We start from the raw sequence: 23,356 nt of genomic DNA, 5'->3' as shown, positions 1-23,356 counted from the left end.
CTGTCTTCAGCCATGCGCCAAGGCGAACAACCATGGCCTGACTGGAACGGCGCGTTGCAACAAATGTAGGAGCGGGCTTGCCCGCGATGCGCCGCGCGGGCGGCGCTCGATCTCACATGCGCCAACCCCCTCCAGGCATGCACCCGCTAGCCACACCTCCTCCACCCATACACCTCCCACCCCCACCAACCCAACCACCCCCCCACGTCGCCCCCTCGACACTTCCTGTCGCTTTGTCGTCACAAGCTGTCGCCCCACTGTAAATTTATCCGTAACGCCGGTAGAATCGATCCCTTTCCGTACAACCCCGTGGAGTGATGGCATGGCGGACGTAAAAAAGGTCGTACTGGCGTATTCCGGCGGCCTTGATACTTCGGTGATTCTCAAGTGGCTGCAGGATACCTACGACTGCGAAGTGGTGACCTTCACCGCTGACCTGGGTCAGGGCGAAGAAGTCGAGCCGGCTCGCGCCAAAGCCCAGGCAATGGGCGTCAAAGAGATCTACATCGACGACCTGCGCGAAGAATTCGTGCGTGATTTCGTCTTCCCGATGTTCCGCGCCAACACCGTCTACGAAGGCGAGTACCTGCTGGGTACGTCCATCGCCCGCCCGCTGATCGCCAAGCGCCTGATTGAAATCGCCAACGAAACCGGCGCTGACGCCATTTCCCATGGCGCCACCGGCAAAGGCAACGACCAGGTACGTTTCGAGCTGGGTGCCTATGCGCTCAAGCCAGGCGTCAAGGTCATCGCCCCATGGCGCGAGTGGGACCTGCTGTCCCGCGAAAAGCTGATGGATTACGCCGAGAAGCACGGCATCCCGATTGAGCGTCACGGCAAGAAGAAATCGCCGTACTCGATGGACGCCAACCTGCTGCACATCTCCTATGAAGGCGGTGTCCTGGAAGATACCTGGACCGAGCACGAAGAAGACATGTGGCGCTGGAGCGTCTCGCCAGAGAACGCACCGGACCAGGCAACCTACATCGAGCTGACCTACCGCAATGGTGACATCGTCGCCATCGACGGCGTCGAGAAGAGCCCAGCCACCGTCCTTGCCGACCTGAACCGCATCGGCGGTGCCAACGGCATTGGCCGCCTGGATATCGTGGAAAACCGTTACGTCGGCATGAAGTCGCGCGGCTGCTACGAAACCCCGGGCGGCACCATCATGCTCAGGGCTCACCGCGCCATCGAATCGATCACCCTGGACCGTGAAGTCGCTCACCTGAAAGATGAGCTGATGCCCAAGTACGCCAGCCTGATCTACACCGGCTACTGGTGGAGCCCGGAGCGCCTGATGCTTCAGAAGATGATCGACGCTTCGCAGGTCAACGTGAACGGCGTTGTGCGCCTGAAGCTGTACAAAGGCAATGTCACCGTTGTCGGGCGCAAGTCGGACGACTCGCTGTTCGATGCCAACATCGCGACCTTCGAAGAAGACGGCGGCGCCTACAACCAGGCGGATGCTGCTGGCTTCATCAAGCTGAATGCACTGCGCATGCGTATTGCTGCGAACAAAGGCCGCGGGATGCTCTAAGCGCCTAAGGCTGTTGAAAGAACCCTGGCTCCGGCCGGGGTTTTTTTTGGCGCGAAAAGCCGTACATTCACTTCATCAGCTGAGCCGCACTTTCCGGTAGCTCGCTTATTGACAGGCGAAAACACTGTTGATCGTCCAAGTTGCAAAATATCCAGTTGGCGCCCACGGGTTGAGGTTCTGAAACGGCACGCAGTAGATGTTCCTGGATCAGTTTCTGTGCATCGGGGCCGGACAGCATGAGCGTCACAGGCTGTACTGCGGATGAGGATGGTTCAGGGTTTTCGTTGAGTCGATCAGACTGGGTCGTCAATGGTTGAGCATCAATTGTGGCATGTGCTGTAGCAGGCTCAGTTGAGGTACGCGCTTCTTCGGGTTTGTAGAGTGACTTGTAATTGAAGTTGAGTGTCAGGAAAAAAAGCGCGGTAAGAAAAAACGGAAACCCCACGAGAAACCAAGTGTAGAGTCCCTGACTTTTTTCGCTGAGAAATGGAAGAGTTGCCAGTGCAGAGGACTCGATGATCCCGGCGAAGATGGCGATGATCGTCAGTGGGGCTGCGGGCTGGGTTGCAGTCATGATGGGGGCCTCCTGCGGTTTTTCAATCAATACCCTAGCGAGGCGATCAACTAAATGATGGACTGTTTCCGGACGGTGAAATTGATCCCGACGTCGAGCTGCTGGATTGACCCATTTGTGGTTGGCTAAACCCGCCAATGCAACGGATTTTTCCTGTCATGCCGTTTGATATTCAGACGCTTCAAGTGAACGGAAAAATATGCATCTATGCTTGGGGGTAAATTTTTATCCTGTAGGAAAATTCCGAAAGCGATGTAAGGTTGATCTATTCGTCTGTTTGCGCGGGAAATTGACACGCCATTGAACCCCCTGCTCGGTTATGGTGTCCCGACGTCAACGCAAAATAATGAATGAATGGATCTCGCATGAATAAAGTCCTTATCGTGGATGATCATCCGGTCATACGCTTGGCAGTGCGCATGCTGATGGAGCGGCATGGCTACGATGTGGTCGCGGAAACCGACAACGGCGTGGCGGCCTTGCAGCTTACCCGGGAGCACCTGCCGGATATCGTGGTGCTTGATATCGGCATTCCCAAACTTGACGGGCTCGAGGTGATTGCCCGCATGGCTTCGGCCAGCCCGTGCAGCCGTGTGCTGGTGCTTACTTCACAATCGCCGGGGCATTTCTCGATGCGCTGCATGCAGGCGGGGGCGTCAGGTTATGTGTGCAAGCAACAGGAGCTCACCGAACTGCTCAGCGCAATCAAGGCCGTGTTGTCGGGCTACAGCTATTTCCCCAACCAGGCTTTGCACAAGTCACGCGGGCAAGTGGGGGGGGGTTAGTGAGACCGAGATGGTCAGCCGCCTTTCAGCGCGGGAAATGATGGTGCTGCAGCAGCTGGCGCGCGGCAAATCCAACAAGGACATCGCCGACAGCATGTTCCTCAGCAACAAGACAGTCAGTACCTACAAGACCCGTTTGCTGCTCAAGCTCAACGCGCATTCGCTGGTGGACCTGATCGAGCTTGCTCAGCGGCATGGCCTTACCTGACAGCCGAGAAGCGCAAAGCCTCCACGTGGGAGGCTTTTTTTGGTCCGGGCTACAGGTCGTAGTCGAAATCGGCGAGTTGCCGCTGCAGGCGTCGTTCTTCGAGGAGGTTGTCGATGGTCCGGCGCTTGCTCAGGTTGGTCTTGGCGGGTTCTACCTGGGGCTCGGCATCATCGTCAGTGGTGGCAAAGTCATCTTCGATCGACAGCTCGTCTTTATCGGTACTCATGAGTCGCTCCAAGCCAAAGGGCCATTGGCCGTCCTTATAACCAGAAAGCGAACATTGGTAAAAAAGATTTTTTCAATCGAAACCGCTACCTATTCACTATCGGGTCAATCGTCCGACGTTTTCAGCTTGTACTCGCACAAGTCCTCAATGCGGCAACTGCCGCAGCGGGGCTTGCGCGCCTGACACACGTAGCGCCCATGCAGGATGAGCCAGTGGTGCGCATCGAGCAGGTAATCCTTGGGCACGAACTTGAGCAATTTCTTCTCGACCTCCAAGACCGTCTTGCCAGGTGCGATACCTGTGCGATTGCTCACCCTGAAAATATGCGTATCGACTGCCATGGTGGGCTGGCGGAATGCGGTGTTGAGCACCACGTTGGCGGTCTTGCGGCCCACGCCCGGCAGCGCCTCCAGTGCTTCGCGGGTCTGCGGCACTTCACCGTCGTGGCGCTCGATCAGCAAGCGGCAAGCTTCAATGACGTTCTTCGCTTTGCTGTTATACAGCCCGATGGTCTTGATGTACTCGCTCAAACCTTCGACGCCGAGCGCGTAGATGGCTTGCGGGGTATTGGCAACCGGGAACAGGCGGGCGGTGGCCTTGTTGACGCCGACATCGGTGGACTGTGCAGAGAGGGTAACGGCGACCAGCAACTCGAAAGGCGTCGTATAAGCCAGTTCCGTTTTGGGGTCGGGGTTATCTTCGTGCAGCCTGCGAAAGATCTCCAGGCGTTTGGCGGCATTCATGGGGTCAACGCTTTCCTTGACGACGTGAGGGGGCTGGGCCCGGACGCAGGCGATTGTACAAGGCCAACAGCAAACCGAGCAGTAGTAGCGCGCCAGGCGCCAGGCTGGCGATGTGCAGGTTCAGGCCATTTTCCAGCCATTGGCGGCTGGCACCGAGCAACAGGCACAGGCCCAGCAAGCCAGCCAGATGCATACTCAGATGGCGCCAGCGGCCCTGCTCAGGCAGCAGGCGGTCCATAGCCAGGCATTGAAGGCAGATCAGTGCCGGGAAGTCGCCGAGCACCAAGGCAAGCGGCAGCGCCCAGGCGCGCAGGGTCAGTTGCAGGCAACAGGCCACGGCAGCCACCATCAGCAGGCTCGCCAGCCCATACATCGCTCTGTCGAGCCTTGGCCGAAGAGGGTGCAGCATCGTCTGGTGCAGCACTGTCAGCAGCAGCATGCTGATGCCGATGACCGCTGCTTGCATGAATGTCCGGGTAGCGCCCAGCAGCGGCGCAAGGCTTGCCACCAGCAAGTAGAACCTAGTCATGTCCAGGCCCCCCGAGCAGCTGCGTGCGATGTTGATCAACGTAGCGCAATGCGTCGTGCTGTGCCTCGATGACCGCGCGCGAGGTGACGGTGGCTCCCGCCAATTGATCGAAGTCGCCCTGGTCGCGCTTGAGTGCCCAGCGGGCATCAAGCCGACGGTTGGCGAACTGCGCCAGCCAATTCACCTGCGGGTCACTGATGCGCCCACCCAGGCCGGGGCTCTCCTGTTGATCGATCACTCGGGTGCCGATCAGGCGGCCATCCGCAGCGATGGCAATGCTCAGCCGTATGGGCCCGGCATAACCCTGTACCTGGCTCACCAGGATCAACGCTGTAGCCGCCGTGCCACGGGTCGCACGATACGCGGCCAATATACGGCTCTTCGGTGGCTGCGCCCCCGACAGCGGCAGAGGGTTGCTCAATGGGCTGTTGTCGTAGCTTTGGCCAGGCAGAACAGCGAGCAACTGGCGGGCTTGCAGTTGCTGTTCGGCATCGGCAATGGGCTTTCGGGTAAATTGCTGCCAGGCAACCGTGGCCAGCAAAGCCAGCCCCCCGACCAGCAACACCCACAATGCGCTGCGCACAGGGCGGTTCATGGTGCGGCCTGCTGTTGCCGGGTGGCAAGCCGGTCGAGCGCCGGGGCTGCAAGGTTCATCAGCAGAATGGCAAACGCAGTGCCATCCGGGTAACTACCCCAGGTACGGATCACGTAGATCAGCGCGCCGGCGCCAACGCCGAACATCAACTTTGCCAAACCGGCCTTGGGGCCGGACACCGGTTCGGTGGCAATGAAAAATGCCGCCAGCATGGTCGAGCCCGAGAACAGGTGCAGCAGTGGCGAGCCATTGGAGTCCGAGCCTGAGCCATTCCAGCCCAGCAAGCTGAACACGAACAACGCGGCCAGCAGGCCTGCCGGGGCATGCCAGCTGCAGACCTTGCGCTGTATCAGAAACATCCCGCCCAGAAGAAACGCCAGGTTCACCCATTCAATGCCGCGGCCGCCGAAATGGCCGAAGCCCGGGTGATGGGCGAACAGTTCATCGATGGTCAGGCTGAGGTTGTGGCGAAGGCCATCGAGCACGGTCGGCCCGGCCCATGCATCAATCTGTTCGCGACTGCCAAACACCAGGTTCAAGCTGTCGAAAAAACCTGGCGACTGCGCGGGCCAATGGCTCATCTGCAGCGGGAAGCTCAGCAGCACGAAGGCATAGCCGACCATCGCCGGGTTGAACGCGTTGCGTCCCACGCCGCCGAAGGCTTGCTTACCCAGGCCAATAGCGATGGTGGCGGCAATCACCGGTAACCACCAAGGCGCCTGGGTGGGCAGGGCGAGCGCCAGCAGTACTGCGCTCACCAACGCGCTACCGTCGCTCAGTGCCGTTGCCACAGGCCGGCCTCGAAGCGTCAGGCACGCAGCTTCGCAGCAGGCTGCAGCGAGCATGCACAGCAGCAGGCTGAACAGCAGGCCCCACCCCAACAGCCAGAACGATGCCAGCAAACCAGGAAGACAGGCCAGCAGCACCAGGCCCATTGCGTCGCGCAGCAGCCGTGGGTCAGGTGTGGTCATGAGCCAGTCTCACTGCCCGAGTAAGCCGTTGAGGCCCGAGATCGCGAGGGCCATGACACCTGCGCAGAGCAAAGTGACAGGCAGGCCGCGCAATGCGTTCGGCACGTCAGGGTGTTCGCACCGCTGCATCAGGTCAGCAAAAAGCACCAGGGCCAGCCAGAAACCCATCCCGGCGACTGAGCCGTAACCCAGCGCGGCAAGCCATCCACGGTGCTCGCCGATGACCTGCAATGCAAGGCCCAGCAGCAAGGCATTGGTTGCTATCGGCCAGGCCAGGTCTGCTGTTGGCCAATCAGGCCGTAACCTTGCCAGTGTTCGCGTTACACCCCAGGCGAGCAGTGCCATCCAAGGCAGCAGCAGGAACAAGCGCAGGTTCTGCAATTGCCAAGGCACCACGAGCAGACGCTCGAGCAGTTGCCCCCCGGTGACCCCAAACACGATCGACAAGGCGCACGCCAGGCCGCACACGTGCAGGCGCAGTCGTGAGGCCGGCTGTTGTTGCAAAAGCAGATGGCTGAGCAGCGCTGCGCTGACCAGAACCAGGGCATGGTCATTCATGCCAATGACGATAGCCGGGAATCGCTGGCGATGTCCGGTAATGCGCGAGGGGATGAAAAAGCCCCGGCACTGAGGCCGGGGCGGGGGAGGTTACTTGATGCGCTGGCCAGGCTTGGCGCCGCTGTCCGGGCTGAGCAGGTAGATCTCTTCACCGCCAGGTCCTGCCGCCATGACCATGCCCTCGGACACACCGAAGCGCATTTTGCGTGGCTTGAGGTTGGCGACCATCATGGTCAGGCGGCCTTCAAGCTTGGATGGGTCGGGGTAGGCCGACTTGATGCCCGAGAACACGTTGCGGTGTTCGTCACCGATATCCAGGGTCAGCTGCAGCAGCTTGTCGGCACCCGGCACCGCTTCGGCCTTGACGATCAGCGCTACGCGCAGGTCGACGGCGGCGAAGGTGTCGAATTCAATTTCCGCCGACAGCGGGTCCTTGGCCAGTTCGCCGTTGCCGGCGGGTGCCTGGGCCTGGCCGCCAGCTGCCAGCAAGTCTTCCTTGCTGGCGGCGATCATGGCTTCGACCTTGGCCGGTTCGATGCGGCTCATCAGTGCCTTGAACGGGTTGAGCGTGTGGTTTTCCAGGCGCGACTGGTGGTCGTTCCAGTGCAGCGGCGCGACATTGAGGAACGCCTCGGCGTCGGCGGCCAGTACCGGCAGGACCGGCTTGAGGAAAATCACCAGTTGGCGGAACAGGTTGATGCCCTGAGCGCAGATTGCCTGGACTTCGTCCTGCTTGCCTTCCTGCTTGGCCAGCGACCACGGAGCCTTGTCGGCGATCCAGGCATTGGCACGGTCAGCCAGGGCCATGATTTCGCGCATGGCACGGCCAAAGTCACGGGCCTCGTAGGCTTCGGCGATGGACGGGGCCGCAGCGAGGAACGCTTCGCTCAGCTCTGGCGCAGCGTCGCCGGCAACCATCACGCCGTCATTGCCCTTGTGAATGAAGCCGGCGCAGCGGCTGGCGATGTTTACCACCTTGCCAACCAGATCCGAGTTGACCTTCTGCACGAAGTCTTCGAGGTTCAGGTCCAGGTCATCGACGCCACGGCCGAGCTTGGCGGCGTAGTAGTAACGCAGGTATTCAGGCTGCAGGTGGTCCAGGTAGGTGCGGGCCTTGATGAAGGTGCCGCGCGACTTGGACATCTTGGCGCCGTTGACGGTCAGGTAACCGTGCACGTTGACCGCGGTCGGCTTGCGGAACCCTGCGCCTTCGAGCATGGCTGGCCAGAACAGGGCGTGGAAGTTGACGATGTCCTTGCCGATGAAGTGGTACAGCTCGGCTTTCGAGCCTTCGTTCCAGAACGCATCGAAGTCCAGCTCAGGGCGGCGTGCGCACAGGTTCTTGAAGCTGGCCATGTAGCCGATCGGGGCATCCAGCCACACGTAGAAGTACTTGCCAGGCTCGCCCGGGATCTCGAAGCCGAAGTACGGCGCGTCACGCGAGATGTCCCATTCCTGCAGGCCGGCGTCCAGCCATTCGGCCAGCTTGTTGGCCACGGCGTCCTGCAGCGTGCCGCTGCGGGTCCACTGCTGCAGCATGGCCTGGAAGTCCGGCAGCTTGAAGAAGAAGTGCTGCGAGTCGCGCAGCACCGGCGTGGCGCCGGAGATTGCCGACTTGGGGTTCTTCAGCTCGGTCGGCGCGTAGGTGGCACCGCATTTTTCGCAGTTGTCGCCGTACTGGTCTTCGGCCGCGCACTTGGGGCAGGTGCCCTTGATGAAGCGGTCGGCCAGGAACATGCCCTTCTCAGGGTCGAAGTACTGGGTGACCGAACGGGTGGCGATGTGCCCGGCGTCGCGCAGACGCGAGTAGATCATGCCCGACAGTTCGCGGTTTTCGTCGCTGTGGGTGGAGTGGAAATTGTCGAAATCCACCAGGAAGTCGGCGAAGTCGCTGCTGTGCTCGGCCTGGACGTTGGCGATCAGCTGCTCCGGGGTGATGCCTTCCTTTTCGGCGCGCAGCATGATGGCCGAACCGTGGGCGTCGTCGGCGCAGACATAGATGCACTGGTTGCCGCGCATTTTCTGGAAGCGAACCCACATGTCCGTCTGAATGTACTCAAGCATATGGCCAAGGTGGATGGACCCATTGGCATAGGGCAGGGCGCTGGTGACGAGAATCTGGCGTGGCTCGGACATGGTGGCTCGGCTACTTATATGGCTCGGGTAAAAATGAGGGTGATCGGCCACTATAAAGGGCCGGCGAATATATTTCACCCCATGGACGCAACTGCTGACGATTGACGGGTTAGGATAGGCGTCTGTTTGACTATCCGTTTGCCAATGGGAGCCTCCATGAGTGCCGTCACCCGTGCCGCCGTCGAAGGCGTGCTTCGCCAGTACACCGACCCTTATCTGAACCAGGACCCGGTCAGCGCCGGCTGTGTGCGCGCCATCGATATCCAGGGCGGGCAGGTCGCTGTGCAGTTGCAACTGGGGTATGCCGCTGGTCTGTTCAAGAACGGCTGGGCCCAGGTGTTGCAGACCGCGATCGAGAACCTCGACGGTGTCAGTTCGGCCCAGGTATCGATCGACTGCGTGGTCGCCGCGCACAAGGCCCAGGCCCAGGTGCCGGCCATGGCCAACGTCAAGAACATCGTCGCCGTGGCCTCGGGCAAGGGCGGTGTCGGCAAATCGACCACGGCCGCCAACCTGGCCTTGGCCCTGGCCCGCGAAGGGGCCCGGGTGGGCATCCTCGACGCCGATATCTACGGCCCCAGCCAGGGTGTGATGTTTGGTATCGCCGAAGGCACCCGGCCGCAGATTCGCGAGCAGAAGTGGTTCGTGCCGATCAAGGCGCATGGTGTCGAGGTCATGTCGATGGCATTTCTCACCGATGACAACACGCCGATGGTATGGCGTGGCCCGATGGTGTCTGGTGCGCTGCTGCAATTGGTCACCCAGACGGCTTGGGACGACCTCGATTACCTGGTTATCGACATGCCGCCGGGTACCGGCGATATCCAGCTGACGCTGGCGCAGAAGGTCCCGGTGGCGGGTTCGGTGATCGTGACCACGCCGCAGGACCTGGCGCTGCTGGATGCGAAGAAAGGCGTGGAGATGTTCCGCAAGGTCAACATCCCGGTGCTGGGCGTGGTCGAGAACATGGCGGTGCACATCTGCTCCAACTGCGGCCATGCCGAGCACCTGTTCGGTGAAGGTGGCGGCGAGAAGCTGGCGAGTCAGTATGGCGTCGACTTGCTGGCATCGTTGCCGTTGTCGATGCTGATCCGCGAGCAGGCCGACAGCGGCAAGCCCACGGCGATTGCCGAGCCGGAAAGCCAGATTGCCATGGTCTACCAGGAACTCGCCCGCCAGGTGGGTGCACGGATCGTCTTGCAAGAAGCGGCGGCACCCGCTATGCCGAGCATTACCATCAGCGAAGACTGACGCATTTTTTGTGGGAGCGGCCTTGTGCCGCGAAAGGGCCGCAAAGCGGCCCCAGCACTATGTGGTTGGATCACATCGCTTGGGGGCGCTTCGCACCCCTTTCCGACCGGTCCGGTGCGCCGGCAAGGCCGCTTCTGGACAGGCATAAAAAAACCCGCCAGAGGCGGGTTTTTTTGAAAGCTAGGAAGCTAAATCGCTTAGGCGATTTGAACTTCTTCAGCCTGCATGCCTTTCTGGCCGCGGGTAGCGACGAAAGTAACAGCCTGGCCTTCTTTCAGGGTTTTGAAGCCGTCAGCTTGGATGGCTTTGAAGTGCACGAACAGATCGTCGCCCGACTGAGGGGTGATGAAGCCGTAGCCTTTCTCATCGTTGAACCACTTAACGGTACCGGATTGACGGTTGGACATTTTTCTGTCTCCTTGGACAAAGTAGATAACGGTCAGGAAAAACCCTGGCCGGGACTGAGTGCAAAGAGAGCAGAAAATTCAGCGATGGTGCGATCAGGATCGTGCATCAAACTAGAGATTCTCGGTGTCACGTGCAGCACAGTGGCGTCACCTTAACCCACTTTCCACGAGCTGCCAATCTCCAAAATAGCCTTTGATGAAATTCGGATCGGCGGCGGCCGCAAGCCCCGTCTGGCGCGGGATGCGGGATGGAACTTTAACCTGAGCGCGGGGACCGGTAAGATGCGCCTTTCGTTTTTTCACCTCGCAACTCTCAGGACACCCCCGCCATGAGCATCAAATCGGACAAGTGGATTCGCCGCATGGCGCAGGAACACGGCATGATCGAACCGTTCGTCGAGCGCCAGGTGCGCGGCGAGCACGACAGCCGGGTGATCTCGTTCGGCGTTTCGAGCTACGGTTACGACGTGCGTTGCGCCGACGAATTCAAGGTGTTCACCAACATCAACTCGGCCACCGTCGACCCGAAGAACTTCGACGCCGGTAGCTTCGTTGACGTCAAGAGCGATGTCTGCATCATCCCGCCGAACTCCTTCGCCCTGGCCCGTACCGTCGAGTACTTCCGCATCCCGCGCAACGTGCTGACCATCTGCCTTGGCAAGAGCACCTATGCGCGTTGCGGCATCATCGTCAACGTCACGCCACTCGAGCCGGAGTGGGAAGGCCACGTGACCCTGGAATTCTCCAACACCACCACACTGCCGGCGAAGATCTACGCCAATGAAGGCGTAGCGCAGATGCTCTTCCTCGAATCCGATGAAGAGTGCGAAGTGTCGTACAAGGACCGTGGCGGCAAGTATCAGGGCCAGCGCGGCGTCACCCTGCCACGCACCTGAGCCGACGAGCGCGGGGAATTAGTTCTCGCTTGGGCACTCCAAGTTACTGAACAGTGCTGCCATGCATGATGCGTGGCGGCCCTAGTCAGGAGTTACCCATGAAACTCGATCCCGCAATCAGTGCAAAGCTGGCTGTGCTGCAGCCCAACCATATCGGCATGCTGGCGTGGTCGCTGCTGGCCCATCCTGCGCCGATGCACCTTGGCGGCGTACCCGGTCAGCCTGGCCCGGATACCCCGCAACCCGCCCAGCCTGGGGATACCCCACCCATGGAACCGGGCGAGCCAACCCTGCCCGATGAACCGCCTCCTGCCCCTGTGGCCTGAACGGCCCGGTCGGTCAGAGCTGCAAGGGCCAGACCTGGTCCGCGCCGGCAAGGTAGATCCGGTTGCTCGGGTTCTGCTCGACATTCCAGCCGCCAGTGAATTCACCAAACGCCGGTAACAGGCTGACCTGACCCATGACGAAACAGGGCAGCCTCAGCCGCTGGCGGGCGCGACCACGCAGGACGTATACCGGGTGTACATGGCCTGACAGCACCGGGTGGTCCGGGTGTGTTTCAGGTTCGTGTTGCAGCGCGAACGGCGGCAGTACCCAAGGTTCATCCTGAACCTCGATGCCAAGCTGTGCAGGTGGATCACCTGCATGGCGATCGTGGTTGCCACGCACCAGCACGATGCGCAACCCTGCATGGCGCGCCCGCCAGGCCTGTAGCTTGGCCATCGTTGCCGCAGTGCGGCCCGTTCGCGCATGCAGGAAGTCGCCCAGCACGATCAACATCTCGCACTCACAGGCTGCAAGCAGTGCATCCAGGCGCTGGAGCGTGGCTTCGGTGGTGCCGCGTGGTACGGGTTGGTGCAGTGCGCGGTAACTGGCAGCCTTGCCGATATGCACGTCGGCTACCAGCAGTGCACGACGGGCTGGCCAGTAAAGCGCACGATCAGGCATCAACCACAGTGTTTGCCCGCAATGTTCGATGGCCAGGTGTTCACTCACGTCGTTCTGCTCGCGGCTTTTTCAAGGTCGGCGACCATCCGCGCAATGCGATCCGCCAGCTTCTCTGTGCTCAGGGTTTCTCGCATGCCTTCCACCAGCAGCGTGAACGCCAGTGGCCCGGGCCGTCGCAGTTCGCGCACGTCCAGGCGCAGCTGGCTCATTTTGGCCAATTGACTCTGCAATCGTTCGATTTCCAGTTCCTCTCGCAGCACTTCGTCCCGTGCCTGGCCCAGCAGCAGGTTGCCGGCATCATGCTTGCGAAAGACCTCGAAGAACAGCCCGCTCGACGCCTGGATCTGCCGGGTGCTCTTTTGCGCCGCCGGGTATCCGCCAAACACCAGCCCGGAAATCTGGGCGATTTCACGAAAGCGTCGCAAGGCCATTTCACTGGCGTTCAGGCTGGCCAGCACATCATCCAGCAGACCCTCGCCGGACAACGCCGCAGGCAGGTGGGTGGCCCAGTCCACGGGGCTAGGGCTGAGCAGCTCGAAGCCATAGTCACTGACGGCAATGGACACCGACAGCGGTTGCTGGCGGCTGATCCGCCAGGCGATCAGGTTGGCCAGGCCCAGGTTGGCCATGCGCCCAGCAAAGGGGTACAGAAACAGGTGTGAGCCTTGGCGTGTGGCAAGCGTTTCGGCCAATAGCGTCTGTGTGCTGGGCAAGGCCGACCACTGCCCCTGAAGCGTGAGCAATGGGCGCACCGCGCGCATCTCCGGGTCGTCGAAATGGCCGTGGGCGGCGGCATCGAGCTTTTCCACCAAGGCATCGGCCAGTTCGCTGGAAAGCGGCATTCGCCCGCCATTCCAGCGGGCGATGGCGGCTTTGCGGGCAGTGCTGCGGCGCACGTAGGCAGTCATGTTCTCTACGCGCACCAGCTCCAGTACACGCCCGGCAAAGACCAGGGTGTCGCCTGGGCGCAGGCGGGCGATGAACGCTTCTTCGACACTGCCCAGGTGTTTGCCGCCGCCACCTTTGCTCCAGTATTTGAGCTGCAGGCTGGCGTCGCTGACGATGGTGCCGATGCCCATGCGATGGCGCCGCGCCAGACGCTCGCTGGCGACCCGCCAGACACCATCGGCGTGGGCTTCGACGCGTTGGTAGTCAGGGTAGGCGCTGAGTGAGCTGCCGCCATGGCTGACGAAGTCCAGCGCCCACTGCCATTGGCTGTCACGCAGCTCGCGAAATGCCCAGGTGCTGCGCACTTCAGCAAGCAGTTCGGCTGGGCGAAACCCACTGCCCAGTGCCATAGAGACCAGGTGCTGGACCAGCACATCCATGCACAGGCGTGGCGAGCGGCGTGCTTCGATATGCCCCGCAGCCAAGGCGCTGCGCGCCGCTGCGGCTTCCACCAGTTCCAGGCTGTGGGTGGGCACCAGGGTGATCCGCGACTGACGCCCCGGCGCATGCCCGGAACGCCCGGCGCGCTGCATCAGGCGAGCGATACCTTTGGCCGAGCCAATTTGCATGACCCGCTCCACTGGCAGGAAATCCACCCCCAAGTCCAGGCTGGACGTGCAGATCACGGCCTTGAGCGCACCCTGTTTGAGGCTGAGTTCCACCCAGTCGCGGGTCGCGCGGGCCAATGAGGCATGGTGCAGGGCGATCTGCCCGGCCCAGTCGGGGCGGGCGTCGAGCAAGGCCTGGTACCACAGCTCGGCCTGGGCGCGGGTATTGGTGAACACCAGGCTGCTGGCACTGCCGTCGAGCTCACGGGCGACCGGCTCGAGCATTTTCAGGCCCATGTGGCCGGCCCAAGGGAAGCGTTCGATGGCCTCGGGCAGCAGGGTGTCGACAATCAGGCGTTTGTCCTGGCGGCCCCGCACCAACTGGCCGCCCTCGGGCAACAGCACCTCGAGCGCATGGGGCAGGTTGCCCAGGGTGGCCGAGAGCCCCCAGGTCACCAGGCGCGGGTGCCAGCGGCGCAGGCGGGCAAGGGCCAGTTGCAGTTGCACGCCGCGCTTGTTGCCCAGCAGTTCGTGCCATTCGTCCACCACCACCAGGCGCAGGTGGGCGAAGTCCTCGCAGGCTTGTGCCCGGGTCAGCAGCAGGGTCAGGCTTTCGGGGGTGGTGATCAACGTGCTCGGCAGGCGCCTGGCTTGCCGGGCGCGCTCGGCGCTGCCGGTGTCACCGCTGCGCACACCGACGCTCCAGTTCAGGCCGAGCTCATCCAGCGGTGCTTGCAAGGCCCGGGCGGTATCTGCGGCCAGCGCGCGCATGGGGGTGATCCACAGCACTTGCAACGGCGCGGGCTGGCGCCCTGGGGCAGGCTGGGCAAAGGCGCGCAGCGCCGCAAGCCATACCGCGTAAGTCTTGCCGGCCCCAGTGCTGGCATGCAGCAACCCCGATTCGCCGCGGCCGACCGCCGCCCAGACTTGCCGCTGGAAGGCAAAGGGCTTCCAGCCGCGTGCGGTGAACCAGGCATTGGCTAGGTCGGTTTGGGCGGGCATGCGGGCGCGGTGTCCTTCGAAGGCTGTGCTTATAAGGACCACCCGCCCGGTGCATTGGTTTTACCGAGTCAGTTCGCCAGCAGATAGCCGCTGCGGCACACCTGTTGACCTGCTACGTGGGCAATGACCATTCCAGCCGTGGCCATGCGCCGCACGCTACGGGCATACAGCAGGCCGGGCTGGCTGTTGCGCACGGCGGTCACCCGGTCGCTGAGCGGGTCGATGACTTCGGCGATAAGTTGGCCAGCCTCAAGCTGCTGGCCAGGCCGGGCGTGATACACCAGAAGCCCACCGAGAGGGGCCGATACCGGTTCGACAGCGGCCAGCGGGGTAGCGGGGCTGGGCAGTGCCGGCAAGGGCGCGGGTGTACCCGCTAGGACGCCCGCGTGGGTGAGGTAGTCAAGGATCGCCTGGCAATCCTTGCTCGCCAGGTCATGGCTGACGTCGGCCTGGCCACGCAGTTCGACGGTCACCGCTACGCTGCCCAACGGGATCGGGAAGCGCTTGCCGAAGCGTTGCTGCAACTGCCACCAGACCAGGCTGAAACACTCATCGAACGACTGCCCGCCGGAATCGGTGGCCAACAGGCTGGCCTGGGCCCCCAGGTAGCGGGCCAGGGGCTCGACCTGAGGCCAGGCTTCCGGGGTGGTATAGAGGTGTTCGACCGCCTCGAAGTCGCAGTGCAGGTCGAGGACCAGGTCTGCATCGCAGGCCAGCCGCTGCAGGATCAGGCGCTGAGACTGCAGCGGCGTAAGCGCCGGGTGGGCGTCCAGGCCGCGGCGCAGGTACTCGCGGATCAGCGCGAGGTTGTGCGCGGGGTCCTGGGTCAGATGCCCCTCGATCTGGTCGCCGATGCTGTCGGAAAGGTCGACGAAATTGCGGTTGAAGTTCTCGCCACTTTGCAGCTCGAAACGGCCCAGCGGCGCATCCAGCATCACCTGCTCCAGGCCCACCGGGTTGGCCACGGGCACCAGGATGATTTCGCGGCGCAGGCGCCCTTGCTGTTCCAGCTCGCCCAGGCGGCGCTTGAGGTGCCAGGCCACCAGCATGCCCGGCAGTTCGTCGGCATGCAGTGAGGCCTGGATATACACCTTGGCGCCACCGCGCGGGCCGAAGTGGAAACTGTGCAGTTGGCGAGTGATGCCGGGTACGGGGGACAGCAAGTCGTGGGTCGAATGGTGCATGGTGGTCCTGATTACGTGGCGAAAACGGTCTGCGACACGGGTCGGCACAAAGCTAAGCATAATTTTGCCGGCTGTGCCTCTCTGCGCGTCTTGCCACGGTGTGCGGTCAGGTTAGCAGTGCTTGCAAGGTCGCCAGGTCGTCCGCCTCGGCGACCGGTTTGTCCTGGCGCCAGCGCAACATGCGTGGGAAGCGCACGGCGATGCCGCTCTTGTGCCGCTTGGACAGTGCGATACCCTCGAAGCCCAGCTCGAACACCAGCGTCGGGGTCACGCTGCGCACCGGGCCAAAGGTTTCTACCGTGGTCTTGCGGATGATGGCATCCACCTTGCGCATTTCTTCATCGCTGAGGCCCGAGTAGGCCTTGGCGAACGGGACCAACGCACGCTCCGGGCTACCGGATGGCGCGTTCCAGACGGCGAAGGTGTAGTCGCTGTACAGGCTGGCGCGGCGGCCATGGCCGCGTTGGGCGTAAATCAGCACCGCATCGACGCTGAACGGGTCGATCTTCCATTTCCACCACACCCCCATGTCCTTGGTTCGGCCCACACCGTACAAGGCGTCACGCTGCTTGAGCATGAGGCCCTCGACCCCCAGGCTGCGCGACTGTTCGCGCTGAACGGCGAGGTCCTGCCAGTCCTGCCCCTCCAGCAGCGGCGAAAGCAGCACGGGGGCCAGTGGGTAGTCGGTGACCAGGCGCTGCAATTGCTGACGGCGTTCATGTTGTGGCCGGTTACGCCAGTCCTCGCCTTGCCACTCCAGCAAATCGTACGCCTGCAGTACCACGGGCGTGTCGGTCAGCAGCTTCTTGCCCAGGGTCTTGCGGCCAATGCGTTGCTGCAGCAGGGCGAACGGTTGCACGGCCAGCGCTTCGGCGGTGGCGCCGGGTTTCCAGACCAGGATCTCGCCGTCGAGGACGACGCCGTCCGGCAGGCTCTGCGCCAGGCTGTGCAGCTCCGGGAAACGGTCGGTGATCAGCTCTTCGCCACGCGACCACACCCACACCTGGCCATCGCGCTTGACCACCTGGGCGCGTATGCCATCCCACTTCCATTCGATCTGCCAGGCGCTGGGGGGGCCAAGCAGGTCGTCGAACTGCTCGGTAGGGGCCTGGAGGGCATGTGCCAGAAAGAACGGGTAAGGCTGGCCGCCGCGCTGGCTGTGTTCATCAGCCGATTCGGCGGCGATCAGCTTCTGGTAGCTGTCGGCAGTAGGGCGATGGCTGATGTCGGTGTAGCCAACCAGGCGCTGCGCCACGCGCTTGGCATCCAGCCCGGCCAGCTGTGCCAGGGCGCGGGTGACCAACAATTTGGACACGCCGACGCGAAAGCTGCCGGTGATCAGCTTCAGGCACAGCATCAGGCTGGGGCGGTCCAGTTGTGCCCACAGGGGAGGCAGGCGCTGCTGCACTTCTTCGGCGGGCAGCCCGCGAAGGGGGAGCAGGTGGCCTTCAACCCAATGGGCCAGGCCGTCGTCGCTGCCGTGGTGATTTTCAGGCAGCAGCAGCGATATGGTTTCCGCCAGATCGCCCACCGCCTGGTAGCTTTCTTCGAACAACCAATCGGGCAGGCCGGCCAGTGCCGTCGCCAGTTCGCGCAGTACGCGGGTAGGCACCAGCTGGCGCGGCCGGCCACCCGACAGGAAATACACGGCCCAGGCCGCATCTTCGGCAGGGGCGGCGGCAAAATAGTCGCGCAGCGCTTCGAGCTTGGCATTGCTGGACGTCGTGGCATCCAGCCGCAGGTAGAGTTGGGCGAAGGCTCTCATGCTCCGGCTTCCGTCGCAGGGGCGTCATCTTCCTCGCCATACTCGGTCACGAAGGCGCGGGCATCGAGGCCCTTTTCATTGAGCAAGCGCACCAGCACATTGACCGAGCCATGGGTGACCATCACCCGTTCGGCACCGGTCTGCTCGATGGCCCAAAGCAGGCCTGGCCAGTCAGCATGGTCGGACAACACGAAGCCACGGTCCACGCCGCGCCGGCGCCGCGTGCCGCGCAGCAGCATCCAGCCACTGGCGAAGGCATCGCTGTAATCGCCGAAGCGGCGCATCCAGCTGCTGCCTGCGGCAGAGGGGGGCGCCAGAACGATGGCTTGGCGCATGAGCGGGTCGTTTCGGGGCACATCACCCGCATAGAGGGTTTGCGGCAGGTACACACCCGCCTCGCGGTATACCTGGTTGAGGGGCTCCACCGCACCGTGCACCAGAATCGGCCCGATGCTGCTATCCAGGCCGTGCAGAATGCGCTGAGCCTTGCCGAAGGCATAGCAGAACAACACGCTGGCCTTGCCCTGATCCCGGTTGGCCCGCCACCAGGCATTCACCCCGGCAAACACCTCGGCCTGGCTTGGCCAGCGGTAGATGGGCAAGCCGAAGGTCGATTCGGTGATGAAGGTGTGGCAGCGCACCGGCTCGAACGGGGCGCAGGTGCCGTCGGGCTCGACCTTGTAGTCACCGGAGGCCACCCAGACCTCGCCCTCATGTTCCAGGCGCACCTGGGCCGAGCCCAGCACATGCCCGGCCGGGTGCAGGCTGATGGTGACGCCGTGGTGACGGATGCGTTCGCCGTAGGTCAGCGTCTGCAAGTCGATGTCCTGGCCAAGGCGGCTGCGCAGGATACCGGCGCCAGGGGTGGCGGTCAGGTAATGCGCGTTGCCGCGACGGGCATGGTCGCCATGGCCATGAGTGATGATGGCACGCGCCACCGGCCGCCACGGGTCGATGTAGAAATCACCGGGCGGGCAGTACAGGCCTTCGGGGCGGGCGATGACGAGGTCCATGGCGTAGGCACTGGTGGTTGGGGTTACCAGTTAGGAGCGGTGCCAGGGTTGGGAAGTTCGCAGAGGTTTGAGTTTGAGGTTAAGGTGCCTGTCGCGAGTGCGGTGGCGCTCTTGCGATCGAGCGCCGCGCGGGCGGCGCTCGATCTCAAACCCCCTGGAAGGCCAAAGGCGAGCACATCACAGCCCTGCCGCCATTATTCCCAGTTACCTACCAGGCACCAACGTCAACCGCTGGCTCCCATAAGCCCGCGCAAAATTCTGCGGCTGCAACGGCAGGCTCATGAACCGCCCTTTGAACCAGGCATCCAGCCCATCACTGTAATGCCCGCTGGCCGGGTTGCCTGACTGGCCATTGCTGGTCAGCACCTGCAGCGGTTCGGCCTGGCCGAAGTCGACGATCATGCGTGCCGACGCCGGCAGGCGGGTGTCGAAATCGCTGCCCCAGGCATAAGGCGTCAGGGCCAGGGTGCTGAAATCACCGCCGGCCGCCAGCGCCGAGCGGCTGAGGGCATCGCCCAGGCCGTGGTAGGCCGGGGCTGGCCAGCGGTACTGGTGCAGCTTGCCCCATTGCCAGGCGCGGCGGTCGCTGCCCAGTTGGGCGGTACCTGCATCCACCGCCGCCGCCAGGCTACGGGCGAGAATGGCCGGTTTGTCTTCCTTCTGCGGCGTGTTGCGGTCATCCCAGAACGGGCTGTCCTCGCGGCCAAGCAAGTGGTCGGCCTGGGCCGAATAGGACAGCCGGGCGTTGCTGACGAACGCCTGCCAGGCTGGGCTGGATTCCGGGCCGAGGTCATCGAGGAAAGTCTGCCGCGCGACCTCCTGCAGGAACAGTTCATACAGCGCCGCATCTGCCGAGACCGGGCTCAGGCGGCCGTCGAACGCTTTCAATCGGGCCAGCGCATCGCGGGCCTTGTCGCGCTGGGCACCAGGCAGGGCGTCGATGGCCTGTTTGAGCGGCTGGGCCATGCCGGGCGCATCGAACATCTGCTTGAGCTTGTCGGCCAGCAGCGTCACCTGGTCGTTCTGCAGGGCCTTCAGGCTGCGGCTGTCGTGGCGGCCATTGCCGGCCAGTTGGCCCAGACGTTCGGCGCGCTCCGGGTAGTACCAGGTGTTGGACAGTTGCATGCCGTAGCCACGCGGCAGGCTGCGCTGATTGGCGTGGCCGATCCAGCCGGCTGGCGGGTCCTGGTCATAGGGGTGCAGCATCGGGTCGGCATAGCCGTCCCAGTCAAAACGCCCGTCCCAGCCAGGCGATGGCAGCAGGCCCTGGCCTTCGCGGCGGTTCGGGTAGCGGCCGCTGACCTGCCAGCCAATGTGTTCAGGTTCGGCGAACACGAAGTTGAGCGCGGCAGCACCGATCTCGCGCGTGCTGTCGAACGCGCGCTCGACGTTTTTTGCCCGGGTCAGGTCGAACAGCGCATCAAGGCTTCGGTCGCCCTTGAGCTGCGGCAGGTTCAGCGCCAGGCCCAGGCTGGCATTGCCCGGCTGCGAGAGCAGGGTGCCGTGGCGGGTGTCGTACATCACTTCGCGCTGCGGGCGTTGGCCGCGGACGAAAAAGGTTTCGGTGCGCGCGCGGGCGGGCAGCCATTTGCCATCGGCCAGGTAGCTGAGCTGGCTGCCCTGATGGCGCAGTTGTTCCAGGTACAGGTCCTGGTTGTCGGCCATCACCGCACTGCTGCTCCAGGCCAGTTTGCCGTTGTAACCTGCCAGGACGATGGGCAGCCCCGGCAGTGACAGCCCCGCCACCTGATACTTGCTGGTGTGGATCTGTACCGGGCTCAAGGCCCAGGCTGCCCGGCTGTCGCTGGCCAGCAGGCTCTTGCCGCTGCGGCTGCGTTGCGGGCCCAGTGCCAGGTTGGCCGAGCCGGGGCTGCCGAGCAGGTCAAGGTCGGCGAGCTTCTGGCTAGCCGCAGCGAGCGTAGCCAAGCCCGGCAGCTGGCTAGCCAGGTTCAGGCCTTTGAGTTTTTCCACCTCGGCGTCGGCAAGCGGTTCATCCGGTGCGCCGGGCAGCAACCAGGGTAATTTGTCGCTGCCCACCTTTTGCGCCAAGGTCAGGGCACTGAGCTCTTCCTGCAGGTTCACCGACTGGCTGAAGGCATACAGGCTGAAGATCAATGCCGAGTCTTCGGGCTTCCAGTATTCCGGGCGGTAGCCGCTGCTGGCGAGGTTGGCCGGCAACTTGTCGCGATAGCGGAACAGGTAGGCGTTGACGCCCCGGGCATAGACTTCGAAGAAGCGCTTGAGCCGTGGCGAGGCGTCCGCATACAGCTGGGTAGCATTCTGTTTGAGATTGGCGGCGCGCATCAGGCGGTCGATGTCCAGTGCGTCGCTGCCCGACATTTCTGCCAGGCGGCCTTGGGCGAGCAGGCGCATGGCGAGCATCTGCTCGATGCGGTCACCGGCATGCACGTAACCCAGGCTGAACAGGGCGTCGTGGAAGTTGCTGGTTTCGATCAGCGGCGCGCCCATGGCGTTGCGGCGAACCGAAACGTTTTGCGCCAGCCCTTTGAGCGGCTGCACGCCGGTTGTCGGTGGCACACTGTCCTGGTAGCCGCCCATCTGGCAACCGGCAAGCCCGAGCATGCCAAGCAGCGTGGCAGCGGTGGCGAACCGCGGGCGGAAGGGAGGAAGGACGGGGGCGGCCATGACAAGGGCTCCTGCAAGGCGAGGCGGGGGTTTTGATTGGCGCTAAGTTAGCATGCCGATGGGTTTTCGGCGCCTGGGGATTGGGGCTTTGGTGCTAGTCCTCGGTTGTTTTTTGTACATGAGATCGAGCGCCGCGCGGGCGGCGCTCGATTTACGCCGCACCGCAGCATTCAAGCCGTATCAAGCCCCGTGGCACTTCTTGAATTTCTTCTCGCTGCCACACGGGCATGGGTCGTTGCGGCCGACGTCCTTCAGGGCGTTGCGAACCGGCTCCTGGTGGCCGTGGTTGCAATGCGGGCCGTGCACATGGCCGTGGTCGTGATCGTGGTGATGATCGTGACCGTGGTTGCAGTCAGGGCCATGAACGTGGGGTTGTTGGGTCATTGCAGGGTTACTCCGGTATGAAATCGCCGGGCATTATCTCACCACTGCGCGATATGTGCAGGTCCCGGTGGATGAGCAGGCCGGTCGCCAGTTCACCCTGCAAGCGGTAGTGCAGCGTTTGCTCGCTTTTGAGCAACTTGGCCAACGGCTTGAGCTGTTTCCACAGGTTGGTCCGCGCGGTGATCTTGAAGGTGCGCCGGGCGTGGCCACCGACGCTGCGCCAGATGCTGGCCTGGTCTTCTGCCAGGAGCAGGTCGTTGAGCCAGATCGAATAGCTCAAGTTGCGAATGAACAGACGGCTGTCGTCAGGGTTTTCGATACGCACGTGCAACACGAATTCCTGCTCAAGCAAGCGCGCCTTGACCGTCTCGACCTCGACCAGATGCACCTGGGGCGCACGCCAGTCGTCGCCACCCCATAGTGCACAGCCCGTCTGCAGTGCCAGCAGGGTGCCAAGCATGAGCGTGCGGGCCAGGGCGATCATGGTCAGTTACCGACGTAGCTGGCGCAGCATTTCTTGAACTTCTGCCCGCTGCTGCAGGGGCAGGGGTCGTTGCGGCCCGCCTTGAGCTCGACCGTCGGGTCGATGAAGAACCAGCGCCTCTCGTGCTGCACGAAGGCGGACCGCTCGCGGTGCTGGTGGTCGCCCTCCTGGTCATGCCAGCGCGCAATGAAGGTGACGAAAGCATGCTCGGGTTGGCCTCCGAGTACCTCGGCGTTCTCCACTTCCAACCCCAACCAGGTGCTTTGCGCGCTCCAGGCGGCCATGGCGGCGCGGTCCAGCCCGGCCTGTTGGGCCGGCAGGGTGGTGGCGACCAGATAATCGATAAGGCCCAGCACGTAAGCGCTGTAGCGCGAACGCATCAATGTCTGCGCATCCGGTGCCGGGGTTCCGGCGTGGTAGTGCCCGCAACAGGCGTCCAGCAGGTTACCGCTGCCACAAGGGCAAACCGAGACACTCATCATCACCACCAGTACTTGCCGAAGTTTTCAGGGTTGGCCCAGAACCTGGCGTTCAACCAGTCCGGGACCTGCTTGTAATCATGTAGATCATAGGTGAACAAGCTGAGCACCTGCTCGTCGCGGCGGAATTTCTCGCTGGCCGACAGGGCCAGGGCAAAAAAATCGGTGTCCTGCCAGCCACTGGCACGCAGGTCGGCAAGCACCGCGACGCGGCTGGCGTTGAGGTTGCGGATGCCGCCCAGCAGTTCCAGGCCAGCCCGTTTGGGCAGGTGTTCCAGGCAGTCCACCAGCACGGCCAGGTCGAAGCGCTGTGCGGCAATGTGCGCCGGCAGAGCACCAGGCGAGCAGACCTCGATGGTTACCTGCGGATGGGCCTGGGCAAATGCGTCCAAGGCCGGGAAGCGGGTGCCTACCAGCAGCAGGCGTTGCGGGGTGAAGCGCTCGAGCAGGGCCGCCAGGGCCTGCTGCGGTGTGCGTTGGGAAAAACCGTCGGTCATTGCCATTCCTCGTTCAGGTATCTCAAGACTAACGGGCTG

Annotated in this window: 23 protein-coding genes and 1 pseudogene; 5 read left to right on the top strand and 19 right to left on the bottom strand. The window is 63.0% G+C overall.

All coding sequences use genetic code 11. The features are described 5' to 3' along the window. Positions 1-322 precede the first annotated feature (322 nt). Complete coding sequence (locus ACNQPL_RS24000) at positions 323-1,540, top strand: argininosuccinate synthase (RefSeq protein WP_346614429.1); 1,218 nt, start codon at positions 323-325, stop codon at positions 1,538-1,540. A 67-nt stretch (positions 1,541-1,607) separates the two neighbouring features. On the opposite strand, the gene ACNQPL_RS23995 is transcribed toward ACNQPL_RS24000, so the two are convergent. Continuing rightward, entirely contained in the window at positions 1,608-2,114 is a 507-nt protein-coding gene (locus tag ACNQPL_RS23995) for a hypothetical protein (protein ID WP_416468079.1), read from the bottom strand. 365 nt (positions 2,115-2,479) lie between these two features. Here ACNQPL_RS23995 and ACNQPL_RS23990 point away from each other — a divergent pair. Further along, a pseudogene (locus ACNQPL_RS23990) lies at positions 2,480-3,107 on the top strand (response regulator). A gap of 49 nt (positions 3,108-3,156) precedes the next feature. Here the strand turns inward: ACNQPL_RS23990 and ACNQPL_RS23985 are convergent. From ACNQPL_RS23985 to metG, 7 genes are all read right to left on the bottom strand, one after another. Beyond that, positions 3,157-3,333 (bottom strand): PA3496 family putative envelope integrity protein, encoded by a 177-nt coding sequence (locus ACNQPL_RS23985; protein WP_346614426.1) that lies wholly within the window; start codon positions 3,331-3,333, stop codon positions 3,157-3,159. A 104-nt stretch (positions 3,334-3,437) separates the two neighbouring features. After that, positions 3,438-4,076: an endonuclease III gene (nth, locus tag ACNQPL_RS23980; RefSeq protein ID WP_346614425.1), complete on the bottom strand. Its 639-nt coding sequence runs from the start codon at positions 4,074-4,076 to the stop codon at positions 3,438-3,440. Between the two features lie 4 nt (positions 4,077-4,080). Beyond that, positions 4,081-4,605: an Rnf-Nqr domain containing protein gene (locus tag ACNQPL_RS23975; protein ID WP_416468078.1), complete on the bottom strand. Its 525-nt coding sequence runs from the start codon at positions 4,603-4,605 to the stop codon at positions 4,081-4,083. Next, positions 4,598-5,200 (bottom strand): RnfABCDGE type electron transport complex subunit G, encoded by a 603-nt coding sequence (locus tag ACNQPL_RS23970; protein ID WP_416468077.1) that lies wholly within the window; start codon positions 5,198-5,200, stop codon positions 4,598-4,600. Before ACNQPL_RS23970 ends, ACNQPL_RS23975 begins: the two co-directional genes overlap by 8 nt. Next, complete coding sequence (locus ACNQPL_RS23965) at positions 5,197-6,171, bottom strand: RnfABCDGE type electron transport complex subunit D (protein ID WP_416468076.1); 975 nt, start codon at positions 6,169-6,171, stop codon at positions 5,197-5,199. Before ACNQPL_RS23965 ends, ACNQPL_RS23970 begins: the two co-directional genes overlap by 4 nt. A 9-nt stretch (positions 6,172-6,180) precedes the next feature. Next, entirely contained in the window at positions 6,181-6,729 is a 549-nt protein-coding gene (locus ACNQPL_RS23960; protein ID WP_346614421.1) for an Rnf-Nqr domain containing protein, read from the bottom strand. 90 nt (positions 6,730-6,819) lie between these two features. Continuing rightward, entirely contained in the window at positions 6,820-8,865 is a 2,046-nt protein-coding gene (metG, locus tag ACNQPL_RS23955; RefSeq protein ID WP_346614420.1) for a methionine--tRNA ligase, read from the bottom strand. Positions 8,866-9,021: 156 nt separating this feature from the next. Between metG and apbC the strand changes: the two genes are divergently transcribed. Next, positions 9,022-10,116, top strand: coding sequence for an iron-sulfur cluster carrier protein ApbC (gene apbC, locus ACNQPL_RS23950; RefSeq protein WP_346614419.1), 1,095 nt, complete (start codon positions 9,022-9,024; stop codon positions 10,114-10,116). A gap of 197 nt (positions 10,117-10,313) precedes the next feature. Here apbC and ACNQPL_RS23945 read toward each other — a convergent pair whose 3' ends face one another. Further along, entirely contained in the window at positions 10,314-10,523 is a 210-nt protein-coding gene (locus tag ACNQPL_RS23945; protein ID WP_016488765.1) for a cold-shock protein, read from the bottom strand. Positions 10,524-10,852: 329 nt separating this feature from the next. Here ACNQPL_RS23945 and dcd point away from each other — a divergent pair, with 329 nt between their 5' ends. Next, positions 10,853-11,419, top strand: coding sequence for a dCTP deaminase (gene dcd, locus ACNQPL_RS23940; RefSeq protein WP_012313046.1), 567 nt, complete (start codon positions 10,853-10,855; stop codon positions 11,417-11,419). A gap of 98 nt (positions 11,420-11,517) precedes the next feature. Further along, on the top strand, positions 11,518-11,745 hold the full coding sequence (locus ACNQPL_RS23935; protein WP_346614418.1) for a hypothetical protein: 228 nt from the start codon (positions 11,518-11,520) through the stop codon (positions 11,743-11,745). A 13-nt stretch (positions 11,746-11,758) separates the two neighbouring features. Here the strand turns inward: ACNQPL_RS23935 and pdeM are convergent, their stop codons facing one another. From pdeM to ACNQPL_RS23885, 10 genes are all read right to left on the bottom strand, one after another. Further along, the gene (gene pdeM / locus ACNQPL_RS23930; RefSeq protein WP_416468080.1) at positions 11,759-12,367 is read right to left on the bottom strand and encodes a ligase-associated DNA damage response endonuclease PdeM; all 609 of its coding nucleotides are present in this window, start codon (positions 12,365-12,367) and stop codon (positions 11,759-11,761) included. Positions 12,368-12,411: 44 nt separating this feature from the next. Beyond that, positions 12,412-14,865, bottom strand: a complete 2,454-nt coding sequence (locus ACNQPL_RS23925; protein ID WP_416468075.1) for a ligase-associated DNA damage response DEXH box helicase — start codon at positions 14,863-14,865, stop codon at positions 12,412-12,414. Positions 14,866-14,933: 68 nt separating this feature from the next. Further along, a complete protein-coding gene (locus tag ACNQPL_RS23920; protein ID WP_346614416.1) occupies positions 14,934-16,049 on the bottom strand; it encodes a succinylglutamate desuccinylase/aspartoacylase family protein in 1,116 nt (371 codons plus the stop codon). Between the two features lie 106 nt (positions 16,050-16,155). After that, on the bottom strand, positions 16,156-17,814 hold the full coding sequence (locus tag ACNQPL_RS23915) for an ATP-dependent DNA ligase (RefSeq protein WP_416468074.1): 1,659 nt from the start codon (positions 17,812-17,814) through the stop codon (positions 16,156-16,158). After that, positions 17,811-18,827, bottom strand: a complete 1,017-nt coding sequence (locus ACNQPL_RS23910) for a ligase-associated DNA damage response exonuclease (protein WP_346614414.1) — start codon at positions 18,825-18,827, stop codon at positions 17,811-17,813. Before ACNQPL_RS23910 ends, ACNQPL_RS23915 begins: the two co-directional genes overlap by 4 nt. Positions 18,828-19,031: 204 nt before the next feature. Beyond that, complete coding sequence (locus tag ACNQPL_RS23905) at positions 19,032-21,473, bottom strand: penicillin acylase family protein (protein WP_416468073.1); 2,442 nt, start codon at positions 21,471-21,473, stop codon at positions 19,032-19,034. A gap of 180 nt (positions 21,474-21,653) precedes the next feature. Further along, positions 21,654-21,857, bottom strand: coding sequence for an SEC-C metal-binding domain-containing protein (locus tag ACNQPL_RS23900; protein WP_012313055.1), 204 nt, complete (start codon positions 21,855-21,857; stop codon positions 21,654-21,656). A gap of 7 nt (positions 21,858-21,864) precedes the next feature. Continuing rightward, positions 21,865-22,341 (bottom strand): LEA type 2 family protein, encoded by a 477-nt coding sequence (locus ACNQPL_RS23895; RefSeq protein WP_346616054.1) that lies wholly within the window; start codon positions 22,339-22,341, stop codon positions 21,865-21,867. A gap of 2 nt (positions 22,342-22,343) precedes the next feature. Further along, on the bottom strand, positions 22,344-22,820 hold the full coding sequence (locus ACNQPL_RS23890; protein ID WP_416468072.1) for a YchJ family protein: 477 nt from the start codon (positions 22,818-22,820) through the stop codon (positions 22,344-22,346). Between the two features lie 2 nt (positions 22,821-22,822). Then, positions 22,823-23,317 carry a DUF6231 family protein gene (locus ACNQPL_RS23885; RefSeq protein ID WP_387532935.1) on the bottom strand — a complete coding sequence of 165 codons (495 nt, stop codon included), beginning with the start codon at positions 23,315-23,317 and terminating at the stop codon, positions 22,823-22,825. Between the last annotated feature and the right edge of the window lie 39 nt (positions 23,318-23,356).

This window comes from Pseudomonas sp. LFS044 (assembly GCF_047978245.1).
Classification (GTDB): Bacteria; Pseudomonadota; Gammaproteobacteria; order Pseudomonadales; family Pseudomonadaceae; genus Aquipseudomonas.
The sequence above is the reverse complement of the archived record's forward strand: the minus strand, read 5'-3'. Positions and strand labels throughout refer to the sequence as shown.

Bases quoted from the DNA above. Each gene is read 5' to 3' on its own strand.
- ACNQPL_RS24000 (WP_346614429.1), top strand. From the start codon at position 323: ATGGCGGACGTAAAAAAGGTCGTACTGGCGTATTCCGGCGGCCTTGAT.
- ACNQPL_RS23995 (WP_416468079.1), bottom strand. From the start codon at position 2,114: ATGACTGCAACCCAGCCCGCAGCCCCACTGACGATCATCGCCATCTTC.
- ACNQPL_RS23985 (WP_346614426.1), bottom strand. From the start codon at position 3,333: ATGAGTACCGATAAAGACGAGCTGTCGATCGAAGATGACTTTGCCACC.
- nth (WP_346614425.1), bottom strand. From the start codon at position 4,076: ATGAATGCCGCCAAACGCCTGGAGATCTTTCGCAGGCTGCACGAAGAT.
- ACNQPL_RS23975 (WP_416468078.1), bottom strand. From the start codon at position 4,605: ATGACTAGGTTCTACTTGCTGGTGGCAAGCCTTGCGCCGCTGCTGGGC.
- ACNQPL_RS23970 (WP_416468077.1), bottom strand. From the start codon at position 5,200: ATGAACCGCCCTGTGCGCAGCGCATTGTGGGTGTTGCTGGTCGGGGGG.
- ACNQPL_RS23965 (WP_416468076.1), bottom strand. From the start codon at position 6,171: ATGACCACACCTGACCCACGGCTGCTGCGCGACGCAATGGGCCTGGTG.
- ACNQPL_RS23960 (WP_346614421.1), bottom strand. From the start codon at position 6,729: ATGAATGACCATGCCCTGGTTCTGGTCAGCGCAGCGCTGCTCAGCCAT.
- metG (WP_346614420.1), bottom strand. From the start codon at position 8,865: ATGTCCGAGCCACGCCAGATTCTCGTCACCAGCGCCCTGCCCTATGCC.
- apbC (WP_346614419.1), top strand. From the start codon at position 9,022: ATGAGTGCCGTCACCCGTGCCGCCGTCGAAGGCGTGCTTCGCCAGTAC.
- ACNQPL_RS23945 (WP_016488765.1), bottom strand. From the start codon at position 10,523: ATGTCCAACCGTCAATCCGGTACCGTTAAGTGGTTCAACGATGAGAAA.
- dcd (WP_012313046.1), top strand. From the start codon at position 10,853: ATGAGCATCAAATCGGACAAGTGGATTCGCCGCATGGCGCAGGAACAC.
- ACNQPL_RS23935 (WP_346614418.1), top strand. From the start codon at position 11,518: ATGAAACTCGATCCCGCAATCAGTGCAAAGCTGGCTGTGCTGCAGCCC.
- pdeM (WP_416468080.1), bottom strand. From the start codon at position 12,367: ATGCCTGATCGTGCGCTTTACTGGCCAGCCCGTCGTGCACTGCTGGTA.
- ACNQPL_RS23925 (WP_416468075.1), bottom strand. From the start codon at position 14,865: ATGCCCGCCCAAACCGACCTAGCCAATGCCTGGTTCACCGCACGCGGC.
- ACNQPL_RS23920 (WP_346614416.1), bottom strand. From the start codon at position 16,049: ATGCACCATTCGACCCACGACTTGCTGTCCCCCGTACCCGGCATCACT.
- ACNQPL_RS23915 (WP_416468074.1), bottom strand. From the start codon at position 17,814: ATGAGAGCCTTCGCCCAACTCTACCTGCGGCTGGATGCCACGACGTCC.
- ACNQPL_RS23910 (WP_346614414.1), bottom strand. From the start codon at position 18,827: ATGGACCTCGTCATCGCCCGCCCCGAAGGCCTGTACTGCCCGCCCGGT.
- ACNQPL_RS23905 (WP_416468073.1), bottom strand. From the start codon at position 21,473: ATGGCCGCCCCCGTCCTTCCTCCCTTCCGCCCGCGGTTCGCCACCGCT.
- ACNQPL_RS23900 (WP_012313055.1), bottom strand. From the start codon at position 21,857: ATGACCCAACAACCCCACGTTCATGGCCCTGACTGCAACCACGGTCAC.
- ACNQPL_RS23895 (WP_346616054.1), bottom strand. From the start codon at position 22,341: ATGATCGCCCTGGCCCGCACGCTCATGCTTGGCACCCTGCTGGCACTG.
- ACNQPL_RS23890 (WP_416468072.1), bottom strand. From the start codon at position 22,820: ATGAGTGTCTCGGTTTGCCCTTGTGGCAGCGGTAACCTGCTGGACGCC.
- ACNQPL_RS23885 (WP_387532935.1), bottom strand. From the start codon at position 23,317: ATGACCGACGGTTTTTCCCAACGCACACCGCAGCAGGCCCTGGCGGCC.